At 66.6% G+C, this 23,492-nt stretch carries 19 protein-coding genes; 11 read left to right on the plus strand and 8 right to left on the minus strand.

Translation table 11 applies throughout. The annotated features are described in order from the left end of the window. The 7 genes from F3H57_RS18955 to F3H57_RS18985 all read left to right on the plus strand — a co-directional run. On the plus strand, positions 1-318 hold a 318-nt coding region (locus F3H57_RS18955), incomplete at its 5' end, for an AMP-binding enzyme (protein ID WP_449421243.1). Positions 319-322: 4 nt separating this feature from the next. Beyond that, complete coding sequence (locus tag F3H57_RS18960; RefSeq protein ID WP_149757982.1) at positions 323-1,009, plus strand: adenylate kinase; 687 nt, start codon at positions 323-325, stop codon at positions 1,007-1,009. 94 nt (positions 1,010-1,103) lie between these two features. Further along, on the plus strand, positions 1,104-1,388 hold the full coding sequence (locus F3H57_RS18965) for a DUF4212 domain-containing protein (RefSeq protein WP_149757984.1): 285 nt from the start codon (positions 1,104-1,106) through the stop codon (positions 1,386-1,388). Between the two features lie 6 nt (positions 1,389-1,394). Then, positions 1,395-3,179, plus strand: coding sequence for a sodium:solute symporter family protein (locus tag F3H57_RS18970; protein WP_149757986.1), 1,785 nt, complete (start codon positions 1,395-1,397; stop codon positions 3,177-3,179). Between the two features lie 99 nt (positions 3,180-3,278). Further along, complete coding sequence (locus F3H57_RS18975) at positions 3,279-5,102, plus strand: DUF294 nucleotidyltransferase-like domain-containing protein (protein ID WP_149757988.1); 1,824 nt, start codon at positions 3,279-3,281, stop codon at positions 5,100-5,102. Positions 5,103-5,130: 28 nt separating this feature from the next. Beyond that, positions 5,131-5,631, plus strand: a complete 501-nt coding sequence (locus F3H57_RS18980) for a hypothetical protein (protein WP_149757990.1) — start codon at positions 5,131-5,133, stop codon at positions 5,629-5,631. 5 nt (positions 5,632-5,636) lie between these two features. Continuing rightward, complete coding sequence (locus tag F3H57_RS18985; protein ID WP_149757992.1) at positions 5,637-7,028, plus strand: 3'-5' exonuclease; 1,392 nt, start codon at positions 5,637-5,639, stop codon at positions 7,026-7,028. Here the strand turns inward: F3H57_RS18985 and F3H57_RS18990 are convergent. From F3H57_RS18990 to F3H57_RS22345, 3 genes are read right to left on the minus strand one after another with little or no spacing between them, the layout of a single operon-like run. Beyond that, complete coding sequence (locus tag F3H57_RS18990) at positions 7,025-7,963, minus strand: LacI family DNA-binding transcriptional regulator (protein ID WP_223163151.1); 939 nt, start codon at positions 7,961-7,963, stop codon at positions 7,025-7,027. The genes F3H57_RS18985 and F3H57_RS18990 overlap by 4 nt on opposite strands. Positions 7,964-8,018: 55 nt before the next feature. Continuing rightward, complete coding sequence (gene uvrA / locus F3H57_RS18995; RefSeq protein ID WP_149757994.1) at positions 8,019-10,883, minus strand: excinuclease ABC subunit UvrA; 2,865 nt, start codon at positions 10,881-10,883, stop codon at positions 8,019-8,021. Between the two features lie 8 nt (positions 10,884-10,891). Then, positions 10,892-11,161 (minus strand): hypothetical protein, encoded by a 270-nt coding sequence (locus F3H57_RS22345; RefSeq protein WP_188129750.1) that lies wholly within the window; start codon positions 11,159-11,161, stop codon positions 10,892-10,894. Between F3H57_RS22345 and F3H57_RS19000 the strand changes: the two genes are divergently transcribed. Further along, the gene (locus tag F3H57_RS19000; RefSeq protein WP_188129751.1) at positions 11,160-13,343 is read left to right on the plus strand and encodes a vWA domain-containing protein; all 2,184 of its coding nucleotides are present in this window, start codon (positions 11,160-11,162) and stop codon (positions 13,341-13,343) included. The two genes, F3H57_RS22345 and F3H57_RS19000, sit on opposite strands and share 2 nt — an antisense overlap. A 10-nt stretch (positions 13,344-13,353) precedes the next feature. On the opposite strand, the gene F3H57_RS19005 is transcribed toward F3H57_RS19000, so the two are convergent. From F3H57_RS19005 to F3H57_RS19025, 5 genes are all read right to left on the minus strand, one after another. Beyond that, the gene (locus F3H57_RS19005; protein WP_149757998.1) at positions 13,354-14,439 is read right to left on the minus strand and encodes an ABC transporter ATP-binding protein; all 1,086 of its coding nucleotides are present in this window, start codon (positions 14,437-14,439) and stop codon (positions 13,354-13,356) included. Between the two features lie 25 nt (positions 14,440-14,464). Next, entirely contained in the window at positions 14,465-16,117 is a 1,653-nt protein-coding gene (locus tag F3H57_RS19010) for an alpha-glucosidase (RefSeq protein ID WP_149758000.1), read from the minus strand. 112 nt (positions 16,118-16,229) lie between these two features. Further along, positions 16,230-17,492 (minus strand): carbohydrate ABC transporter permease, encoded by a 1,263-nt coding sequence (locus tag F3H57_RS19015; RefSeq protein WP_149758002.1) that lies wholly within the window; start codon positions 17,490-17,492, stop codon positions 16,230-16,232. A 13-nt stretch (positions 17,493-17,505) separates the two neighbouring features. Then, entirely contained in the window at positions 17,506-18,483 is a 978-nt protein-coding gene (locus F3H57_RS19020) for a carbohydrate ABC transporter permease (RefSeq protein ID WP_149758004.1), read from the minus strand. An 88-nt stretch (positions 18,484-18,571) separates the two neighbouring features. After that, positions 18,572-19,924 carry an ABC transporter substrate-binding protein gene (locus tag F3H57_RS19025; RefSeq protein WP_149758006.1) on the minus strand — a complete coding sequence of 451 codons (1,353 nt, stop codon included), beginning with the start codon at positions 19,922-19,924 and terminating at the stop codon, positions 18,572-18,574. Between the two features lie 247 nt (positions 19,925-20,171). On the opposite strand from F3H57_RS19025, the gene F3H57_RS19030 reads away from it, so the two are divergent. From F3H57_RS19030 to F3H57_RS19040, 3 genes are read left to right on the plus strand one after another with little or no spacing between them, the layout of a single operon-like run. Beyond that, a complete protein-coding gene (locus tag F3H57_RS19030) occupies positions 20,172-21,197 on the plus strand; it encodes a LacI family DNA-binding transcriptional regulator (RefSeq protein WP_149758008.1) in 1,026 nt (341 codons plus the stop codon). A 15-nt stretch (positions 21,198-21,212) separates the two neighbouring features. Further along, on the plus strand, positions 21,213-22,544 hold the full coding sequence (locus tag F3H57_RS19035; RefSeq protein ID WP_149758010.1) for a GH1 family beta-glucosidase: 1,332 nt from the start codon (positions 21,213-21,215) through the stop codon (positions 22,542-22,544). Next, the gene (locus F3H57_RS19040; RefSeq protein WP_149758012.1) at positions 22,537-23,484 is read left to right on the plus strand and encodes a glucokinase; all 948 of its coding nucleotides are present in this window, start codon (positions 22,537-22,539) and stop codon (positions 23,482-23,484) included. Before F3H57_RS19035 ends, F3H57_RS19040 begins: the two co-directional genes overlap by 8 nt. Positions 23,485-23,492: the final 8 nt, after the last annotated feature.

The following is a 23,492-nucleotide window of genomic DNA, read 5'->3' on the forward strand; positions in this document are numbered from 1 at the left end:
GCCGCCGTCGTCGGCTACCCGCACGAGGTCAAGGGCCAGGGCATCTACTGCTACGTGACGCTGATGAACGGGGTCGAGCCCTCCGACGAGCTCAAGGCCGAATTGCAGGCCTGGGTGCGCCAGGAAATCGGCCCGATCGCCAAGCCCGACCTCATCCAGTGGGCCCCCGGCCTGCCCAAGACCCGCTCGGGCAAGATCATGCGCCGCATCCTGCGCAAGATCGCCGAGAACGACCACGGATCCCTCGGCGACACATCCACCCTCGCCGACCCCTCCGTCGTCGACAACCTCATCGAACACCGCGAAAACAGGGGCTGAGGGGATGCACGGCGACACCACCGTGACCACCGCGCCCGTGTTCATCCTGCTCGGCCCACCGGGGGCCGGCAAGGGCACGCAGGCGCGGCTCCTGCAGGACCGCTTCGGCCTTCTGCAGCTTTCCACCGGCGACCTTCTGCGCAAGGCGGTCAAGGACGGCACTCCGGCTGGCCGCACCGCGAAGGAGGTCATGGACCGCGGCGATCTCGTTTCCGACGATATCGTGGTGGCCATCCTGCGCGAGCGTCTGGCCGAGCCCGACACCCGGACGGGTGTCATCCTCGACGGTTTCCCACGCACCGCGGCGCAGGCCGAGGCGCTCGACGGGCTGCTCTCCGAGGGCGGGCAGAAGATCGACGCCGCGATCAGCCTCGAGGTCGACGACGCGGAGATGGTCGAGCGCATCTCGGGCCGCTTCACCTGCGCGAAATGCGGCGAGGGCTACCACGACACGTTCAAGCCCACCGCCAAGCCCGACACCTGCGACAAGTGCGGCGGCACGGAGATGACCCGCCGCGCCGACGACAAGGCGGAAACCGTGGCCACACGGCTCGAGGCCTACCACGCCCAGACCGCCCCCCTCATCGCCCATTACGAGGCGCAGGGGGCGCTCGTCCGCGTCGGCGCGATGGGAGAGATCGGCGATATCGCCGACCGGATCGGCGCGGTGATCCGCGCCGCGCGCCACTGAAACGACCGGCAGAGCGCGCCCCGCGCGCCCTGCCCCAGCCGGGCCCGCGCCAGACGCGGACCCGATCATTGACCAGGAGGAGGACCCGCACACAATGTCGGATCAATCGCACGGCACGCCCCGCAGGGCGTCCGACGGAGTGGCCTACTGGAAGGCCAACATCCGTCTCATCATCGGCTCCCTCATCGTCTGGGCGCTGGTATCCTTCGGCTTCGGCATCCTGCTGCGGCCGCTGCTCTCGGGCATTTCCGTCGGCGGGACGGATCTGGGCTTCTGGTTCGCCCAGCAGGGATCGATCATCGTCTTTCTCTGCCTGATCTTCTTCTACGCCTGGCGGATGAACAAGCTCGACCGTGATTTCGGCGTGGACGAGGAGTAACGCGTCATGGATCAGACGATCATCAACATCATCTTCGTGGGGCTCAGCTTCGCGATCTATATCGGCATCGCCATCTGGGCGCGTGCGGGCACCACGAGCGAATTCTACGCCGCGGGGCGCGGCGTGCATCCCGTCACCAACGGCATGGCCACGGCGGCGGACTGGATGTCGGCGGCCTCGTTCATCTCCATGGCCGGGCTGATCGCCTTCACCGGCTACGACAACTCCACCTACCTCATGGGCTGGACCGGCGGCTACGTGCTCTTGGCGCTGCTGCTCGCGCCCTACCTGCGGAAGTTCGGTAAGTACACGGTCAGCGAGTTCATCGGCGACCGGTTCTACAGCCCGACGGCGCGGCTCGTCGCGGTGATCTGCCTCATCGTCGCCTCGGTGACCTACGTGATCGGGCAGATGACCGGCGTCGGCGTGGCCTTCGGCCGCTTCCTCGAGGTCGACGCGACCACCGGCCTTCTTCTCGGCGCGGTGATCGTGTTCGCCTACGCGGTGTTCGGCGGCATGAAGGGCGTGACCTACACGCAGGTGGCGCAATACGTCGTGCTGATCTTCGCCTACACGATCCCGGCGATCTTCATCTCGCTGCAGCTCACCGGCAACCCGATCCCCGCGCTCGGCCTCTTCGGCGAACACCAGGCATCGGGCGAACCGCTGCTGGCGCGTCTGGACCAGGTGGTGACGGATCTCGGCTTCAGCGAATACACCGCGCACAATGGCGACACGTTCAACATGGTGCTGTTCACGCTGTCGCTGATGATCGGCACGGCGGGTCTGCCGCACGTCATCATGCGCTTCTTCACCGTCCCGAAGGTGAGCGACGCGCGCTGGTCGGCCGGCTGGGCACTCGTCTTCATCGCACTGCTGTATTTCACCGCCCCCGCGGTGGGCGCGATGGCGCGGCTGAACATCACGGAGCTCTTCTGGCCCAACGGCACGGACGGCGAAGCGGTGGCGATCGAGACCATCGAGACCGATCCGGCCTATGACTGGATGCCGACCTGGCAGCAGACCGGCCTTCTGGGCTGGGAAGACAAGAACGGCGACGGCCGGATCCAGTATTACAACGACGGCGACGCAGACATGCAGGCGCGGGCCGAGGAGGCCGGCTGGGAAGGCAACGAGCTGACCAACTTCAACAACGACATCCTCGTTCTCGCCAACCCCGAGATCGCCAACCTGCCCGGCTGGGTCATCGGCCTCGTCGCAGCAGGCGGTATCGCGGCGGCTCTGTCGACGGCGGCGGGCCTTCTGCTCGCCATCTCCTCGGCGGTTAGCCACGATCTCGTGAAAGGCGCGATCAACCCGAGCATCTCGGAGAAGGGCGAGCTTCTGACCGCCCGGATCGCGATGGCGGTGTCGATCGCGATCGCAACGTGGCTGGGGCTCAATCCGCCGGGCTTCGCGGCGCAGACGGTGGCACTGGCCTTCGGCCTCGCGGCATCTTCGATCTTCCCGGCGCTGATGATGGGCATCTTCTCGACCCGCATCAACAATACCGGCGCCGTGGCGGGGATGCTCGCAGGGCTCGGCACGACCCTGCTCTACATCTTCCTGCACAAGGGCTGGTTCTTCATCCCCGATACCAACATGTTTACCGACGCGGAGCCGATGATCGGCACGATCAAGTCGACCTCCTTCGGCGCGGTCGGGGCGGCGATCAACTTCACGGTGGCCTTCATCGTGGCGTCGATGACCAAGCCGGTGCCGGACGACATCAAGGAACTGGTCGAGAGCGTCCGCGTACCGCGCGGCGCGGGCACGGCCCAGTCGCATTGATGCGACCGGGGGGCGGCAGCACCCCGCTGCCCCCTTTGCAACGGTCCCGTCCGCGCGGCATAACGCGGGCGGGACCACCTGTTTCTGATGGAGCGCGCGATGCCGCTCGATGACGACGCCCTGCTCGATTTTCTGTCCACTTTCGACCCGTACGCGGCGCTGCCGCTGCCGGCGCGGCGAGACCTCGTGCAGCAGTTCCGGCAGCAGCAGGTGCCGGCCGGGGCGACCGTCTACACCTTCGGAGACCGGCTCGACGGGCTCTACGTCGTGGCCTCCGGCGAGATCGAGGTGCGCGACCAACATGGCGCGCAGATCTCGCAACTCGGACCGCGAAATTCCTTTGGCGAACGCGGACTTGGCCGCGACGGCGTTGCCGCGACGACCGCGACGGCCCGCACGGATGCCACGCTGCTGTTGCTGCCCGCCGAGTCCTACCACGCCCTCCGCGCGGCGCATGACAACGTTCGCCGCTTCTTCGACCGGCGCCGGCGCGACCGACCCGAGCGCAACGACCTTGCCACCAGCCGGGTCGAGACGCTGATGAACCGCACCCTCCTGACCCGCTCCCCCGACGCTACCGCACAGGAGGCGGCGGAGGCGATGCGGGCGGCGCGCGTCTCCTCGCTTTGCGTGACCACGAAGGAGCGGCTTGAGGGGATCGTCACGCTGCGCGACATCTCGGGCAAGATCGTCGCGGCGGCGCGTCCCATAGACACGCCGCTCCGCGAGATCATGACACCCGATCCGATCACGCTGCCGCCCTCGGCGCTCGGTTCCGATGTGCTGCACGCGATGATGGAGCACCGCATCGGCCACCTGCCGATCTGCGACGGTGTGCGGCTTGTCGGGATGGTCACGCAAACCGACCTGACGCGATACCAGGCGGTCACCTCGGCCGACCTCGTCGGGCAGATCGCGGACGCCGAGAGCGCCGGGGCGATGGCAGCCGTTACCGCACGCATCCCGCAGCTCCTGGCGCAGCTCGTGGCCTCGGGCAACCGCCACGAGGTCACGACGCGGCTCATCACGGATATCGCCGACGCCGCGACGCGCCGGCTGCTGGCGCTGGCGGAGGCCGAACTCGGCCCGCCGCCGGTCCCGTATCTCTGGCTCGCCTGCGGTAGTCAGGGCCGGCAGGAACAGACCGGCGTGTCCGATCAGGACAATTGCCTGATCCTCGACGACTCGGTGACCGACGGCGACAAGCCCTATTTCGAACGGCTCGCACGCCGGGTGAGCGACGGCCTGCACGCCTGCGGCTACGTCTACTGCCCGGGCGACATGATGGCGACGAACCCGCGCTGGCGGCAACCGCTGCGTGTCTGGCGCGACTATTTCCAGCGCTGGATCGACCGGCCCGACCCCGAGGCGCAGATGCTCGCCTCGGTCATGTTCGACCTGCGCGCCATCGGCGGAACGCGGTCGCTGTTCGACAGCCTTCGTGAAGACACGCTCGCAAGCGCACAGAAAAACTCGATTTTCGTGTCGCACATGGTGTCGAATTCGCTCAAGCACACGCCACCGCTCGGGCTTATCCGCGGCTTCGCCCTGATCCGTTCAGGCGAGCACAAGAACACGCTCGATCTCAAGCATTCCGGTGTGGTGCCGGTCACCGATCTCGCCCGCATTTACGCGCTGCAGGGGCGGCTTTTGCCGGTGAACACCCGCGCTCGGCTCTCCGCGGCGCGGGCCGCCGGAGTGATATCCGAGCGCGGCGGCCAGGACCTGATCGACGCCTACGACCATATAGCGGAGACGCGCCTTGCCCACCAGGCGCGGCAGGTCCGGCGCGGCGCGGCGCCGGACAATTTCCTTGCGCCGGCGGAGTTGTCGGATTTTGATCGGGCGCATCTGCGTGACGCTTTCGTGGTGGTCAAGGGGATGCAATCGGCGGCAGGCCACGGGCGCGGCATGCTGAGCTGACGACGCGGCATCGCGAAGGGGAGGAACGATGATCTTCGAATTGATCGCGGTGGTCGTGGCAGGTTTCGCCGGCGCCGGCATCATGCTGCTGATCGCCCGGCTGGCCGGCGACCGGGTGCCGCGCTGGCTCGTGCCGGTGGCGGCCGGCGCCGCCATGCTCGCCGCGGCGGTATCCAGCGAATACGCGTGGTACCAACGCACGAGCAGCGCGCTGCCCGAAGAGATGGTCGTCGCGGAGGCGGCCCGGGGCACGAGCTGGTGGCGCCCCTGGACCTACGCGGTGCCGATGGTGGAGCGCTTCGTCGCGCTCGATACCGGCAACCTGCGCGCTAACCGCGAAGCCGAGGGACATTACCTCGCCGACCTTTACTTTTTCGGCCGGTGGCGCGCGACGCAGGCGGTGCAGATCATGGTCGATTGCCCCGGCGCCCGACGCGCCGATCCGTTCCGCGGCGATGGAGGTGAGCCGGTCTGGCGCGAGGTCGGCCCCGACGATCCGATCGTCGCCTCGGTCTGCCGGGCGGTCTGAGGCCGATGCGCGCGTCGTTCCGCCTCCGCGTCTTCGCGATGTTCGCCGCGCTGGCGGCCGGCGCGATCGCAGTCGTCGGCGGGGCCATCGCGCTCGGCGCAGGGCGCGACAGCGGCGGCTACCTGTTCGCCTTCGTTGTGTCGGGCTTCCTTCTGCTTGGACTCTGCACCCTCTTCTGGTGGCTGTTCGATACCAATGTCGCGAAACCGTTGGAGAAACTGGCGGCGGATCTGCGGGTGCGCGCGCATTCCGGCAGCACACGGGCGCTGGATCTCGGTGCCAGTCGCCACCTCGGCGATCTGGCGCCCGCGGCCGATGCGATCACGCGTGCGCTCGGCGAGTCGGCCTTCGCGACCGCGGAGGCGGTGGCCACCGAGACCGCGAAGATCGAGGCGGAACGCGCGCGGCTCACCGCGCTGCTCACGGAGATCCCGGTGGCCACGATACTGGTCAATGCCGAGGATCGCATCGTGCTCTACGACGGGCAGGCGGCGGAAGTTCTGGCCCAGGTGGCGCCGCCCCGGCTCGGCGCCCGGATGTCGGATTACTTCGAAGCGGCTGCGCTGCGCAGGATTCGCAGGACGCTCGGACGCACCGGCCTGGCGAGCGAGATCCGGCTGCCCTCCCGCGACTGCGCTCAGGACTTCGCGGCTCAGGTCAAGCCTATGGACGGTGACGGGTACCTTCTGATCATCGACGCGGCCGAGACACGGCTCGATCCGAACGCCGCGCGGCCCATCGTCTACGATTTCGGGCTGGACGGCGGCACGCCCGAGACCGATGATATCGCACAGGCACCTCTCTCTGCGCTGACCTATTGCGTCTTCGACACCGAGACGACCGGACTCCTGCCGCATCGCGACGACGTGGTGCAGATCGGCGCGGTGCGCGTTGTGAACGGGCGCATCGTGCCGGGCGAACGGTTCGAGACGCTGGTCGATCCCGGCCGGCCGATCCCCGAGGCAGCGACCCGTGTACACGGGATCTCGGATCACATGGTCGCCGGCGCGCCGGACATGCTGCGCGCCTCCCGGGACTTTCACGGCTTTGCCACGGGGGCGGTGATCGTGGCCCACAACGCGCCGTTCGACATGGCCTTCCTGCACCGGCATGCGCCGGCGGCAGGCGTAACCTGGGACCACCCGATCCTCGATACCGTGCTCCTCTCCGCCATCCTGTTCGGCACGACCGAGACACATACGCTCGACGCGCTGGCCGAGCGACTCGGTATCGACGTGCCCGCGGCGGGGCGCCACACGGCCATGGGGGACGCCGCGGTGACCGCGCAGGTATTCCTGCGCATGCGCGCGATGCTCGAAGGGCGTGGCGTCACGACCTTCGGTGCGCTTCTGGCAGAGACCCGGCGTCACGGACGCCTGCTCGAGGATCTCAACTAGCCGTCACATCGCGGCGTTGTGAGCCAAACCGGTGCAACGATATCTTCCGCTCCGGGCGGGCCGCCAGACATCCGGTCGAGAAGCCTGCGCCCGATCGTCTGCCCCAGCGCCCGACCATCAAAGCAGAGTGCGGCGCAATCGCCAGTCCGTTCGGCGTCGCCGAGTACTACGAGCCGAGCGCGCGGTACACCTACGGCACGGCAGAGCCGCCCGATTGCCGGATCGGTACAGATTATCCCGTCCGCCGGCGTGGCTGTTTGACCAAGCCGCTCCATGAATTCCGTGGCGCCCGGATGATCGAGACGCAGATGGACGGGGTCCTGACCCGCTCCCGGGACGAGAATCTCCGGCCTTCCTGCCAAAACGAAGCGCGTCGCCCCCTGCTGCTCCAGGTACTCCGTCGCGAGCCGTAGGGCCTGCGCGCCATCGAGCTGCGCGGACATCATCCCCGGCGGCGTTCCGAACAGCGCCATCGTCGGCACACCGCCGGGCGTGGTTCCGAACGGGCCGTCCCGCGCGTCGATCAGCATCGCGGACGCTCCTTCGGCATGCAGGAGGAAAGCCGTGTCTCCGCCCGCGCCCCGACGTCCCCCGAAACAGACCAGGAGCGCCTGACCCGCCTTCCCGGCCACTTCCGACAAGCCGGACAGGACCCCTGCGGAAAGCGGATCGCCGGCACCGCGCAGGGCCACCCCGAGCGGACCCGGGCGCCCCTGCCGGAACCTCACCGCGCGCGGATCGTACACGTAGTTCATCCGCGCCATGGCTGCGCGAACGGTCTCGGCTGTCTGCGGCCGGACAGAGGCCGATTCGCGCAGGACCAGCGAGACGGTCAATTTCGACACGCCGGCCAGCCGCGCCACATCGCGAATGGTGGGCCGGGCCGCACTTTCCCCGGCATTCAGAACTGCGCCGTTGCCCATCGCCGTCTCCATCGCGCTCGTTGCCAAGAAAACGACGAAGATGCTGATATTCGATTAACGGCGGCCCCTATTCCGCCGCCACCTTGCGTGGGTCCAGCATCGTGCGCAGGTAACGTCCTGTATGGGATCGTTCCTCTTGGGCGACGGTCTCCGGGGTGCCCTCGGCGACGATCTCGCCGCCGCCATCACCGCCCTCGGGACCGATGTCGATGATCCAGTCGGCGGTCTTGATGACGTCGAGATTGTGCTCGATCACCACCACGGTATTGCCGGCATCGACAAGGGAATGAAGGACTTCGAGCAGTTTCCTCACGTCCTCGAAATGCAGGCCGGTGGTCGGTTCATCGAGGATGTAGAGCGTCCGCCCGGTCGATCGCTTGGCCAGCTCCTTCGACAACTTGACGCGCTGCGCCTCCCCGCCCGACAGCGTCGTGGCCTGCTGTCCGACCCGGATATATCCTAGGCCGACCTGCACGAGCGCGTCCATCTTCTCGCGGATCGAGGGCACCGCCTGGAAGAAGTCCTGGGCATCTTCCACCGTCATATCAAGTACATCGGCGATGCTCTTGCCCTTGAACTTGATCTCCAGCGTCTCGCGGTTGTAGCGCGCGCCGTTACAGGTCTCGCAAGTGACGTAGACATCCGGCAGGAAGTGCATCTCGATCCGGATGACGCCGTCGCCCTGGCAAGCCTCGCAGCGCCCGCCCTTCACGTTGAAGGAGAAGCGGCCCGGTTTGTACCCCCGTGCCTTGGCCTCCGGCAGGCCGGCGAACCAGTCCCGGATCGGCGTGAAGGCCCCCGTGTAAGTGGCTGGATTCGAACGCGGAGTCCGACCGATGGGCCGCTGGTCGATATCGATCACCTTGTCGAGATGCTCGAACCCCTTGATTGTCTCGCAAGGCGCCGGCGTCTCGCGCGCGCCATTCAGACGCGTCGCCGCTGTCTTGTACAACGTCTCGATCGTCAGCGTCGACTTGCCGCCGCCCGACACGCCGGTCACGCAGACGAACTTGCCGAGCGGAAACTCCGTCGTCACGTCCTTGAGGTTGTTGCCGGCGGCCTTGACGATCTTCAGCTTCTTGCGGTTGCCCTTGCGCCGGGTTTTCGGCACGGGAATCTCGCGCACACCCGCAAGGTACTGACCCGTCAGGGATGTTTCGTTTGCCGCGACTTCGTCCGGAGTACCGTGCGCGATCACCTGGCCGCCATGCACGCCGGCGCCCGGCCCGATGTCGAAGACGTAGTCGGCCTCGCGGATCGCCTCCTCGTCGTGTTCCACCACGATCACCGTGTTGCCCTGGTCCCGCAGGTTCTTCAGCGTTCCGAGCAGCCGGTCGTTGTCACGCTGATGCAGTCCGATCGAGGGTTCGTCGAGCACATAGAGCACCCCCGTCAGGCCCGACCCGATCTGCGAGGCCAGGCGGATCCGTTGACTCTCTCCGCCCGACAACGTGCCGGCCGAGCGCGAGAGCGTCAGGTAGTCGAGCCCGACATTGTTCAGGAATCCAAGGCGTTCACGGATTTCCTTCAGGATCGCGCGGGCGATCTCGTTCTTTTGATGTCCGAGGCTTTCGGGCACGCCTTCGCACCAGTCATGGGCGCCGCGGATCGCCATCTCGACCACTTCGCCCACATGCAATCCGGCGATCTTCACGGCAAGCGCTTCCGGCCGCAGGCGGTATCCCCCACATGAAGAACATGGCTTATTATTCTGATATCTCTCGAATTCCTCGCGGATCCAGCTCGAGTCCGTCTCGCGGTAACGGCGCTCCATGTTGGGGATGACCCCCTCGAAAACCCGGGTGACGTTGTAGACCCGCCCGCCCTCGTCGTAGCGGAACGGGATCTCTTCCTCGCCCGACCCGAACAGGAAGACCTGCTTCACGACATCCGGCAGATCCTTCCACTTGGTCGCGGCATCGAATTCATAGTGTCTCGCAAGCGCTTGGATCGTCTGGGTAAAGTACGGAGACTTGCCCTTCCGCCAAGGCGCGATGGCGCCGTTGCCGATGGACAGGTTGGCATCCGGCACCACCAGCCGTTCGTCGAAGAAAAGCTCCACCCCCAGACCGTCGCAATCCGGGCAGGCGCCGAAGGGCGCGTTGAACGAAAACAGCCGCGGCTCGATCTCGGGGATGGTGAAGCCACTGACGGGACAGGCGAAATTCTCCGAGAAGGTGATGCGCTCGGGCTCGCCTTCCCCCTCGCGGGGCGCGGTCTCCAGCACGGCAATGCCGTCGGCGAGGTCGAGCGCGGTGCGGAAGGAATCGGCCAGCCGCGTATCCATGCCCTCGCGCACAACGATGCGGTCGACCACGACGTCGATGTCGTGGCGGTACTTCTTGTCGAGCACCGGCGGATCGTCGAGTTCGTGAAAGGTCCCGTCGACCTTCACGCGCTGGAAGCCCTGCTTACGCAACTCCAGGAATTCCTTGCGGTATTCGCCCTTTCGGTCGCGGATCATCGGGGCGAGGAGGTAGCCGCGAGTGCCCTCTTCCATCGCCATGACGCGATCGACCATGTCCTGCACCTGCTGCGCCTCGATGGGCAGGCCGGTGGCCGGCGAATAGGGCGTGCCGACGCGCGCGAACAAAAGCCGCAGGTAGTCGTAGATCTCGGTCACCGTGCCGACGGTCGAGCGCGGGTTCTTCGATGTGGTTTTCTGTTCGATCGAGATCGCCGGAGAGAGGCCGGAGATATGATCGACATCCGGCTTCTGCATCATGTCGAGGAACTGCCGCGCATAGGCCGACAGGCTTTCGACATAGCGGCGCTGCCCCTCGGCATAGATCGTGTCGAAGGCGAGGCTCGACTTGCCGGATCCCGACAGGCCGGTGATAACGACCAGCCGGTCGCGGGGGATATCGACATCGATGCCTTTGAGGTTGTGCTCGCGCGCGCCGCGCACCTCGATATGCTTCAGCTCGGGCATGTCCGCTCTCATTCCTGGGGCAATGCCGGCATGTAGGCGCGTTTTGCCGACATGCCAATCGCACTTTGGAACGATTCGGGAACATTTACCATCAATTTACTTTTCCGTGCCAAAGATGCGGTCGATCCCATGCGCTGTACCTGCTCACCATTGCCGCGGCCCGCGGCAATGGCGGACGCCGGTGGGATTCCGGACTTGGCCTCTTCGCCGGGCCTTGGCAGAACCGGGGCGCGCTGTAGTCTCGGCGCTGCCATTCCGATGACGGAGCCTTCTGCCATGCGCCGCCTTGCCGCTCTCGCCCTTACCGCCTTCTGCCTCGCTCGGACCGCTCAGGCGCAGGAGCAGGAGCAGACGATCCTCGTGCTCGATGGCTCCGGGTCCATGTGGGGGCAGATCGACGGAACCGCGAAGATCACCATCGCGCAGGACGTCGTGGGCGATCTGATGGAGAGCCTGCCAGAGGGCCGGGCATTGGGACTCGCCGCCTACGGGCACCGTGAGCGCGGCGACTGCACCGATATCGAAACGATGGTGCCGCCGGGGCGCGAGACGCGGGGCGCCATCTCTGCGGCGGTGGGTTCGATCCAGCCGAAAGGCAAGACGCCGATGACCGACGCGGTCATCGCGGCCGCGGAGGCGCTGCGCTACACGCAGGAGAAGGCGACCGTGATCCTGGTGTCCGACGGCATCGAGACCTGCCATCCCGATCCCTGCGCCGCCGCCCGTACCCTGGAAGAAACCGGACTCGACTTCACCGCCCACGTGATCGGTTTCGACGTGGAGGACAGCGACGCCATCGGCCAGATGCGCTGCCTCGCCGAAGAGACAGGCGGCCGGTTCCTCGCAGCCGCGGATGCCTCGGAACTTGGCGCGGCGCTCCAGCAAGTCGCGGCGGCAGAGCCGCAGACGACCGAGGTCACCTTTCGCGCGACGCTGGGCGAGAACGGGCCCGAGGTGACCGATCCGCTGATCTGGGACATCACCGGCGAGGGCGAGTTGCCGGATCCGGCCGAGGGCGCGATGCTCACCCTGCCCCTGCCTCCGGGTGAGTACCGCGCCACCGCGACACGCGCCTCGGACGAGGAAAGCGCCGGTGCGGATTTCACAGTGGAGGCGGGGGCCGAGGCGACCGTGACCGTGGTGCTGCCGGCGCCGCTGCCCGGCGCCACGCTCGCGGCGGCAGAAGACGCCGTTGCGGGCGCGACGATCCCGGTCACCTGGACCGGTCCGGACGCGGCGTCGGACTACATCGCCGTCTCGCAGCCGGACGACGCGGGCTACGTCAACTACACCTACACGCGCGACGGCTCCCCCCTGAACCTGACGATGCCGCCGCATTCGGGGACATATGAGCTGCGCTACATCCTGGCCGACGGCGACGCCGTGCTGGCGACCCGCGCCATCACCGTGACGCCGGTCGAAGCGGAGCTCGAGGCGGACGAGATCGCCGACGCCGGCGCGACGATCCCGGTGGTCTGGCTCGGCCCGGATTACCGCAACGATTACGTGGCCGTGGCCGTACCGGGAGAGGACGGCTATGTGAACTACACCTACACCCGGGACGGCTCCCCCCTGCGGCTGCAGATGCCCGCCGAGCCGGGTGACTACGAGTTGCGCTACGTGATGGCCCAGGACAGCACCGTCCTGACCACACGCGCGGTCCGGGTGGACCCGGTGACGGCGCGGCTCTACGCCGACGCGCGCGCCAATGCCGGCGCGACCCTGTCGGTAGACTGGGACGGCCCGGACTATGGCAACGACTATATCGCCATCGCGCGGCCCGAGGATACAGGCTACGAGACCTACAGCTACACCCGCGACGGCGCCCCGCTCGACGTGACCGTGCCACTGGAGCCGGGCCGCTACGAGCTGCGCTACGTCATGGCGCAGGAGAAGACGGTCCTCGCCGCGCAGCCGCTGGAGGTGGTGGATGTCACCGCCACGCTGAACGCGCCCGAGACCGCGCGCGCCGGCGCCCCGGTGCTGGTGACCTGGGAGGGGCCGGGCTATGACAAGGACTATGTGAGCGTGTCCTTCCCGGGCGATCCGGGTTACGCGGCATTCCGCTATACCCGCGACGGCTCCCCGCTCGTGCTCGACATGCCGACCGCGGCAGGAGAGTACGAACTGCGCTATGTCGCCGCCAGTGTGGGCGAACAGGTGCTCGCCCGCCGCGCCATCACGCTTGAGCCTGTTTCCGCAGCCATCGACGCGCCTGACACCGTAGCTCCAGCCGCCAACATCCCCGTCACCTGGGAGGGGCCGGATTATCGCCGCGACTTCGTCGGCATCGTCGGGGCCGGTGCACCGGACGGCGAGTACATCCGCTACGTCTACACCAGCGAGGACAGCCCCGTGGTTCTGGCAGCGCCGGACGCGCCGGGCGACTACGAGCTGCGCTACCACCTCGGGCGCGACAGCTCGGTCATCGCCCGCACACCGATAACGGTGGCGGAGTGAACGTCGTCCCCTAGCGATAGAGCATCGAGCGTCCCTCGTGGAAGAGGTGTACATTCTGCGGCGCCGCGGACAGCTTCACACTGCGCCCGCGCAGTTCGGCATGCACACCCGGCAGCTTGCCGATCACCGGCTGGTCCGAGCCGGTCTCGAAATAGAGCAGCGTCACCTCGCCCAGCGCCTCGGTGATGTCGACTTTGCCCTCGTAGATGTAATCGCCGTCCGTCTCCTCGAAATCCTCGGGCCGGACGCCGACATTGACCCGCTTGCCCTGATCGCCCGCCTCCGTCGCGACGGAGGATGCCGCGGTGCCGCCCCCCTCCATCTTCACGACCGTCTCAGCCCCGGTTTCGACGATCTCGCCCGGCAATAGGTTCATCGCGGGCGAGCCGATGAACTGCGCCACGAACTCGCTGTTCGGGGTCTGGTAGAGCTCCAGCGGCGTGCCCACCTGGGCGATGCCCTTGTTGGCGAGCACCACGATGCGGCTCGCCAGCGTCATCGCCTCGATCTGGTCGTGGGTGACGTAGATCATCGTGGAGTCGGGCATCTTCTCCTTGAGTTGCGCGATCTCGATCCGGGTCGCCACGCGCAAGGCGGCGTCGAGGTTCGACAGCGGCTCGTCGAAGAGGTAGACCTTGGGATCGCGGACGATCGACCGGCCGATGGCGACGCGCTGGCGCTGCCCGCCCGAGAGCGCCTTGGGCAGACGGTCGAGATAGGGTTCGAGCTGCAGCATCCTGGCGGCATTGGCGACGGCGTCGTCGATCTCCGTCTTCGACTTCTTGGCGATCTTGAGGGCGAAGCTCATGTTGTCGCGCACGGTCATGTGCGGGTAGAGCGCGTAGGACTGGAACACCATGGCGATCCCGCGCTGCGCCGGGGGCACATCGTTGACCTTCTGGCCGTCGATCTCGAGCGTGCCCGAGGAGATCTTTTCCAGCCCCGCGATCATCCGCAACAGCGTGGACTTGCCGCACCCCGACGGGCCGACGAAGACCACAAGCTCCCCCTGCCGGATGTCGAGGTCGATGTTCTTCAGAACCTCCACCGTGCCGCCGTATGTCTTGCCGACATCGGTGAGTTTCAGGTTCGCCATGGCCGGTCTCCTCCCGTTTTCCTCGTCACGCGGCCTTCATCAGCAGCGCCGGCTGCCACGGGCCGAGGTGAAGCCGTCCGTCCGGCGCCGGGCCGGCCGAGCCCAGCTCGATGCCGATCTGGCGCCACTCACCCTCGGGCATCGCCAGGAGCCCCGGCTCCGGCGACAGGTTGAAGGCGCAGAAGATCGTCTCCTCCCCCTCGGACCGCGTGAACGTCAGCACGTCGCCCTCGGCCTGCATCCCGGTCTGCTCCCCGGTCATCAGCGCACGGTGCGCGTGCCGGAAGGCGATGGCGCGGCGGTAGTGATGCAGGATTGCCGCCGGATCCTGTTCCTGCGTGGACACCGCGCGGTTGAGGTGCTCGTGGCTGACCGGCAGCCACGGGTGACCCGCGGAAAAGCCGCCGTTCTGGTTCGAGGGTTCCCACACCATCGGCGTGCGGCAGCCGTCGCGGCCCTTGAAGGCGGGCCAGAACTTCTTGCCATACGGGTCCTGCAGGTCATCGAAGGCGATCTCCGCTTCAGGCAGGGCCAGCTCCTCGCCTTGGTAGATGCAGCACGATCCGCGCAGGCACATCATCAGCGTGTTGAAGCAGCGCGCGCCGGCCTCCGACATCTTCCAGCGCGACAGGTGCCGCGGCACGTCGTGGTTGGAGAACGCCCAGCAGGCCCAGCCCTGGGCGGCCACTGCCTCCACCTGTTCGAAGACGCCGGCGATATAGGCGGCCGTCGGCATCTTGTCGGACAAAAGCTCGAAGGCGTAGCTCATCTGGATCTTGTCGTCGCCGCCGGTATATTCGCCCAGCACCTCGAGCCCGCGCAGATCCTCGCCGACCTCGCCCACGGCGGCGGCGTTGTATTCGTTCATCAGCACCCGCAGCTTCTTGAGGAATTCCAGGTTCTCGGGCTGCGTCTTGTCGTAGAGGTGGTTCTGCCAGGTATAGGGGTTCACCGCCGGCGCGGTGATCGGGTTGCGCTCGCCCTCCGGCAGGGGCGGGTTGTCGCGCAATTCCTTGTCGTGGACGTAGAAGTTGATCGTGTCGAGGCGGAAGCCGTCGACCCCGCGCCCCAGCCAGAAGCGCGCGATCTTCAGAAGCGCCTCCTGCACATCCATGCAGTGGAAGTTCAGGTCCGGCTGCTCCACGAGGAAGTTGTGCATGTAGTACTGCATCCGCGTGCCGTCCCATTGCCACGCGGAGCCGCCGAAAATCGACAGCCAGTTGTTGGGCGGCGTGCCGTCCGGCTTGGGATCGGCCCAGACATACCAGTCGGCCTTCTCGTTGTCGCGCGAGGTCCGCGAGAGCTTGAACCAGGGATGCTCCTCGGAGGTGTGCGACAGCACCAGGTCGATGAACACCTTGAGCCCCAGCCGGTGCGCAGTGGAAATCAGGATGTCGAAATCGGCGAGACTGCCGAACATCGGGTCGACGTCGCAGTAATCGCTGACGTCGTAGCCGAAATCCTTCATCGGAGAGGTGAAGAAGGGCGAGATCCACACCGCGTCGACACCCAGCGAGGCGACATGCGGCAGCCGCTGCGCGATCCCCAGAAGATCCCCGATCCCGTCGCCGTTGGAATCCTGGAACGAGCGCGGGTAGATCTGGTAGATCACCGCCCCGCGCCACCATTCGGTGTTCGTGTCGTCGCGGGTGGGCTGAACCGCCGAAGCCACATTCATCCGCGTATTCCTTTTTGCTTGGCGCGTCCCGCGCGCCTTATGGTCAGGTCTCGCCGCCTCCACGCGCACCGGGCGCGCCTCCCTTCCGGCGTCGAGTGCACCGTCCTCCCGGTTACTTCACGGACCCGGCAAGCAGGCCGCGCACAAGATACTTCTGCATCGCGAAGAACACCGCGAGCGGCACCGCGATCGACACGAAGGCCGCCGCCGCGAGGATCCCCCAATCGCCGCCCCGCGATCCCAGCAGGTCGTCTGCGATCTTCACCGTCATCACCCAGTAGTCGGATTGCGACGGCAGGAAGACCTTCGCCACGAGCAGGTCGTTCCACGTCCAGAGGAACTGGAAGATGGCGAAACTGGCAAGGGCCGGGAACGACAGCGGCAGCACAATCTTGGTGAAGATCTGGAAATCGGTCGCCCCGTCCACCTTCGCGCATTCGATGATGTCGCGCGGCAGGCCGATCATGTAGTTTCGCAAGAGATATATCGCGAGCGGCATCCCGAAGGCGGTGTGCGCCAGCCATACACCGAGGAAGCTCTGCCCGATCCCGACCGCGTTGTGCAGCGTCAGAAGCGGCACAAGCGCGATCTGCAAGGGCACCACCAGCAGCCCCACGACCATCGCGATCATGAAACCGCGGGCGGCGAAATCCATCCATGCCAGCGCATAGGCTGCGAACGCCGCCACCACGATGGGGATGATCGTTGCCGGAATCGCCACGGTCAGCGTGTTGATGAAGGCCTGGTCCATGTTGTCGGAGGTCAGGATCTGCTCGTAATTGTCGAGCGTGAACTCCGGCGGCTGCGGTGCGGTGATGTAGACCGAAGGCGCGCGGTCTATCTCGTCCACGTCGACGTAACGGAAATCGCCGTTCTCCTGCACCATGAGAGAGCGATCGAAGACCGGCGCGGGATCGGACAGGATCTCGTTGCCGTCCTCGTCGGTCTCGGGAAATTCCGGCTCGCCATCCGCAGGATAGGCGATCTCGAGATTGGTGTCGTCCTGCTCTCCGTCCTCCATGATGAAGACTTCGTAGCGCGCGTAGGTCTGGCCGGGATCGGCCGCCCCGGGATCGCGCGACGTGAGGCCGAAACCCGACACGGAGCCGGACCCTTCCTTGTCGCCGAAGAGGTTGCCCTCCAGCACCCAAAGGTCGCCCTCCTGCACCGCCCCCTCGGCCGAAGGCGAGACGCGGTAGGCCTGGCTCACGCTGAAGGCCGCGCGCCACCAGCCGGACTCGGAGATCTGTTCGCGTTCCCGGAACGACGAGACCAGAAGCCCCACTGTCGGGATCAGCCAGATCAGCACCAGCGCGATCACGCTGAGGTTGGTGGCGATGGACAGGCCCGATCTTTTTCCTGCGATATTGTCCATGTCCCTGCCCCTCTCAGCGCATCTCGCGGCGGGCCTGGACGATGTTCCAGACCATGACCGGGGTGACGATGACCATGATGACGAAGGCGACCGCGGTCGCGCGCCCGTCGTCGCGGAACATGTAATCCATCATGTAGGACGGCAGGATCTCGGTATCGAAGTTGCCGCCGGTCATCGCGTAGACGATGTCGAAGACCTTCAGCACCAGGATCGTGATCGTCGTCCAGACGACCAGGATCGTCGGCGTGATCTGCGGCACCTTGATCTTGAAGAAGATCTGGAACGGGTTCGCGCCGTCGATGATCGCCGCCTCGATGGTTTCCTCGGGAATGCCGCGAAGCGCCGCCGACAGGATCACCATGGCGAAGCCGGTCTGCATCCAGACCATGATGAACATGATGAAGAAGTTGTTCCAGAACGCGATCTGCAGCACGTCGATGGGCTGCATCCCGAAGAAATCCCGCACCGCGTTGATGATGCCGATGTCGGGGTCGTTGGCGTAGACGAACTTCCAGATCAGCGAAGCGCCGACGAAGCTTATCGCCATCGGCATGAAGATCAGCGACTTGGCGATGTTGCCCCATTTCAGCCGGTCGGTGAGCTGCGCCACCAGCAGCCCCATGAAGGTCGCCGCCGCGGGCACGAAGATCACCCACAGGATGTTGTTGAAGAAGGCCACGCGGAACCCTTCCTCCGCGAACATCTGCGCGTAGTTGCCGAGGCCGACGAACTGCTCGCCCGAGCGGTTGAAGAGCGAGCGCCAGAACGAGCCGACAACCGGGTAGATCAGGTAGAGCGACAGGAAGAACGCCGCCGGGAAGATGAAAAGCCACGGCCGCACCATCGTCGCGCGCGAGATGTTGCGCCCCTGGTCGTCTGTCCGCGGCGGAAAGACCAGCCGGTCGAGCACCCAGTTGGAGGCGTAGAAATATCCCGCGCAGCCGGCGACGGCGATCACGATGGTGATCAGTCCCTGGAACAACGGTGGCATGAGGGGCCTCCTCCGATGCTGGTACCGCCGTGTCGCCGGGCGGTCGCGGCGCGCGGCCCGCGTGCGGGGCCGCGCGTCTGTCAGGCGCTCAGTTGAGCGTATCCCAGCGGCTCTGGATGTCGGCGGCGACATCCGCGGCCTCGGCCCCGGTCACGTAGTCGACCATGCCGGTCCAGAACGCGCCCGCGCCGATCTCTGCCGGCATCAGGTCCGAAGCATCGAAGCGGAAGGTCGTCGCCTCCTGCAGGATCTCCGCCTGCTGCTTCAGCGCGTCGTTGGCGTAAAGATCGTTGTTCACACCCAGATGCGCGGTCAGGAAGGCGTCCTGCGCCATCCAGATCTCGTGCGCGATGGGCAACTTGAGGAACTCGATCATCGCCGAGGCGCCCTCGGACGGGTTGGTGATCGCGAACAGCGTGCCGGCGCCCAGAAGCGGCTGGCCGAGGTCGGCCTCCTCGAAGGACGGCAGGTAGAAGAAATCCACGTTCTCGCCCTGCTCGGCGTCATCGGGGAAGAACGCAGGGATGAACGAAGCCTGCCGGTGCATCGCGCATTCCGGCGGAATGGTGAACAGGCCCGCCGGGCTGTCGCGGAAGTCGGTCGTCGCCGCGTTCTCGGCGCCGCCGGCAACGAAATCGTCGTTCTTGGCGTACCAGCCGAATTCCTCGATCGCCTCGACCACCTGCGGGTCGTCGAACGGGATCTCGTTGGCCACCCACTGGTCGTAGACCTCCGGCTCATGCAGGCGCAGCATCATGTCCTCGACCCAGTCGGTCGCCGGCCAGCCGGTCGCCGCGCCGGAGCCGAGGCCGATGCACCAGGGCGTCAGCCCCTCGTCGGCCATGTCCTCGGTCAGCTCCTTCAGCTCTTCCATGCTCTCGGGCACGTCGAAACCGAACTCGTCGAAGGTGATCGGATTGTACCAGACGAGGCTCTTCACATCGATCCTGTAGAACATGCCGTAGAGGTCTTCCTCGCCGTCCTCACCCTCGTATGTGCCGAGACTCACGAGGCTGTCGCCCGCGGCGTAGTTTTCGGCCACCCAGTCACCGAGCCCGTCGGGGAGCGGCTCCAGGTGACCCTGACTGGCCATGTCGGCGGCGAGCCCCGGCTGCGGGAAGACCGCGAGGTTCGGCGCGGAGCCCGAGCGCGCCGAGATCACGATGTCCTGTTCGAAGCTGTCGGAGCCGGAGTAGTTCACGCTCGCGCCGGTCGCTTCCTCGAAATAGCGGAAGACCTCGTCGACCTTGGCTTTCTCGTTGCCTGTCCAGGGGCCGGTGATGGTCACCGTCTCGCCCGACAGGTCGGTGGCGTCGGCAAAGTCCTGATACCCGTCCCAGGTGTAGTCGCCTTCGCCGATCGGGGTGTAGAGGTCCTGCGCGTGCGCCGCGCCGGCCAGAAGCCCCAGCGTCGTCGCGCTCGCGGTCAGTGCTCGTTTCATGTGTCCAGATCCTCCCGTGATCCATGGCGCCGATGTTCCGGATACCGACGCTGACAACGCCTTCTCCAAAGCGCTTTGACGAGGTTACGCTCCCGCGTTTGTTCCACCGTGTCAACGGGAACAGAGGCGGAAAAGGGCGAAATCCCTTGCCGCGCCGCGGCATTACCGGATCGCGACGCCCCCTTTTCCCGCTCGGTGTTTTGCGGCTATCCTTCCGGCCAATTGAAAGCGCTTTGGATGGCCGGAGATGAACCTCAAGGAGCTTGCGGACCACTTGGGTCTGAGCCCGACCACGGTCAGCCGGGCGCTGAACGGCTATCCCGAGGTTAAGGAGGCGACGCGCCTTCGGGTGCAGGCGGCGGCGCGAGCGCACAACTATACGCCGAACGCCTGGGCCAAGGGGCTGGCCACCGGGCGGGCTATGTCGATCGGCCACGTGATCCCGGTGTCGAAGACGCACGAGATGGTCAATCCGGTTTTCGGCGACTTCATCACCGGCGCGTCCGAAGCCTACGTAAAGACCGGCTATGATCTCAAGCTCACGCTGGTCAGCGACGCCGACGAAGCCGAACGCTACCGTTCGCTCTCGGCGCGCGGCAATATCGACGGAATCATCCTGCACGGCCCGCATCTCAGCGACCGTCGCATCGAGCTCTTGCGCACCCTCGACCTGCCCTTCGTTGTGCATGGTCGCGCCTCCGAGATGAAGATGGATTATTCCTGGATCGACATGAACAACACGCGCGCGTTCGAGCGCGCGACCGAGCTGCTGATCGAGCTCGGGCATCGTCGCATCGCGCTGGTGAACGGGCAGGAGCACATGGATTTCGCCTTCCGCCGACGCGAGGGCTTCGTCGCGGCGCTGATACGTGCCGGAATAGACCCCGATCCCGGGCTGATGCGCGCTGGCGAGATGACCGAGGAACTAGGCTACCGCGCCGCCAGCGACATGCTGCAGCGTCCCTACCCGCCCACGGCCTTCCTTGCCTCCTCCATGGTCACCGCGCTCGGCATCCGCCGGGCGCTGGAGGGGCGCGGGCTGCGGCTTGGCACCGACGTGTCGGTCATCACCCATGACGACGATCTGGGCTATCTCCGGAACGGCACGGACGTTCCGATCTTTACCGCCACCCGCGCCTCCGTCCGCGACGCGGGGCGGCAGGCGGCCGAGATGCTGCTGCAGATGATCCGCGATCCGTCTTGCGCCCCGCTGCAAACCCTGATCGAAGCTGAACTCATCCTCGGACAATCGACCGGCCCGGCGCCGGGTTAAGGAACGGAGACGGGCATGCGCCATACCCGCCAGGATTTCCCGAAAGGCTTCCTTTTCGGGACAGCCACGTCGAGCTACCAGATCGAGGGTCACGCCTACGGCGGCGCCGGCCCGACCCACTGGGACACCTTTGCCGCCACGCCCGGCAACGTCGTCCGGGCCGAGAATGGCGATGTCGCCTGCGACCATTACCACCGCTACGAGGAAGACCTCGACCTTGTCGCCGGCGCGGGCTTCGACGCCTACCGCTTCTCGACCTCCTGGGCGCGCGTGCTGCCCGAGGGGACCGGCACTCCGAACCAGGATGGACTCGATTTCTACGACCGGCTCGTCGACGCGATGCTGGAGCGGAACCTCAAACCCTGCGCGACTCTCTACCATTGGGAACTGCCCTCGGCGCTGGCCGACCGCGGCGGCTGGACCAATCGCGACGTCGCCGGCTGGTTCGCCGATTTCACCGAAGTCATCATGTCTCGCATCGGCGACCGCGTCTTTTCGGTCGCGCCGATCAACGAGCCGTGGTGCGTCGGCTGGATGTCCCATTTCCTCGGCCTGCACGCGCCGGGCCTGCGCGACATCCGCGCCACCGCCCGCGCGATGCACCACGTCCTTCTGGCGCACGGGAGGTCGATCGAGGCGATGCGCGCCATGGGCATGGGCAACCTCGGCGGCGTGTTCAACATGGAATGGCCCGAGCCCGTCGATGACAGCCCCGAGGCCGCCCGCGCCGCCGCGACCTATGACGGCTATTACAACCGCTTCTTCCTCGACGGGATCTTCAAGGGCGCCTATCCCGACACGGTGCTGACAGGCTTCGCGCCGCACCTGCCGACCAATTACCAGGACGATTTTCCGATCATTGGCCAGAAGCTCGACTGGTGCGGGATCAACTACTACACGCGCAAGGTTCTGGCGCCCAACGATGGGCCGTGGCCCTCGCTCGACGAGGTCGGGGGGCCGCTGCCCAAGACCTTCATGGACTGGGAGATTTATCCGGAGGGGCTCTATCGCTTCCTCAAGCGCACGGCAGAGGACTATACCGGCGATCTGCCCCTATTCGTGACCGAGAACGGCATGGCCGCCCCTGACGTGATCGACGGCGGCGGCGTGGACGATCCGAACCGCATCGCCTTCCTCGACGATCACATGGACGCCATCCGCCGCGCGCAGGCCGAGGGCGTGCCTGTCGCCGGCTATTTCATCTGGTCGTGCTTCGACAATTACGAATGGGCGCTCGGCTACGAGAAGCGCTTCGGGCTCGTCCATGTCGATTTCGAGACGCTTGAACGCACGCCAAAAGCCTCCTGGCACGCGCTCCGCGCCGCGCTCGGGGGTGCCGATGGCTAAGCTTGCCGTCGTCGCCGATATCGGCGGGACCAATACGCGCGTGGCGCTGGCCCGGGGGCCGGAGGTCGATCCCAACTCCGTCGCACGGTTCCGCAACGCCGACCATTCCGGCCTGACCGAGGTGCTGCGCCACTACCTGTCGGACCGGAACGCACGCCCCGCCGCCGCCTGCGTCGCCATGGCCGGCCCGGTGCGCGATGGGGTCGGCACGCTGACCAACCTCGACTGGACGGTGGACCGTGCCGTGGTGGCCGAGGCGACGGGCGCCACCACCGTCGCCGTCCTGAACGATCTGCAGGCGCAGGGCCACGCGGTCGACCATCTTGCGCCGGAGCACCTCACGCGCATCCTGCCGGGCGCGCCCGGCAACGAGCACGCGGCGAAACTGGTGATCGGCGTCGGCACCGGGCTCAACGCGGCGCCGGTCTTCCGACTCGGCGGACAGACGCTGGTGCCGCCGTCGGAATCGGGCCACGTCTCTCTCCCGGCGCAAAGCGCCGAGGACCTCGCCCTGCGCGACTGGCTGGTCGAAGCCCACGGCTCCGCCGGCGCCGAAGAGGCGCTCTCGGGTCGCGGGTTCGAGCGCATCCACGCCTGGCTCTGCGACCGCGACGGCGGCACGCCCCTCGAGGCCGAGGCGATCATGGCCGCCCATGCCGCCGGCGACCCTCGCGCCACGCACGCCATGCGGGTCTTCGCGACGCTGCTCGGCCGCGTCGCGGGCAACCTAGCGCTGACCCTCCTGCCCTTCGGCGGCATTTACCTCTGCGGCGGCGTCGCGCGGCATTTCGGCCCGCATCTGACGGCGCTGGGCTTTGACGCCGGGTTCCGCGACAAAGGCCGGTTTACCGAGTTCATGGACCAGTTCGGGGTCCAGCTCGTCACCGACGACTACGCTGCGCTCACCGGCTCGGCCGCGCATCTGGCAGAGTTGACCTGACCCACGGC

The organism is Roseivivax sediminis (assembly GCF_900112685.1).
GTDB classification, from domain to species: domain Bacteria; phylum Pseudomonadota; class Alphaproteobacteria; order Rhodobacterales; family Rhodobacteraceae; genus Roseivivax; species Roseivivax sediminis.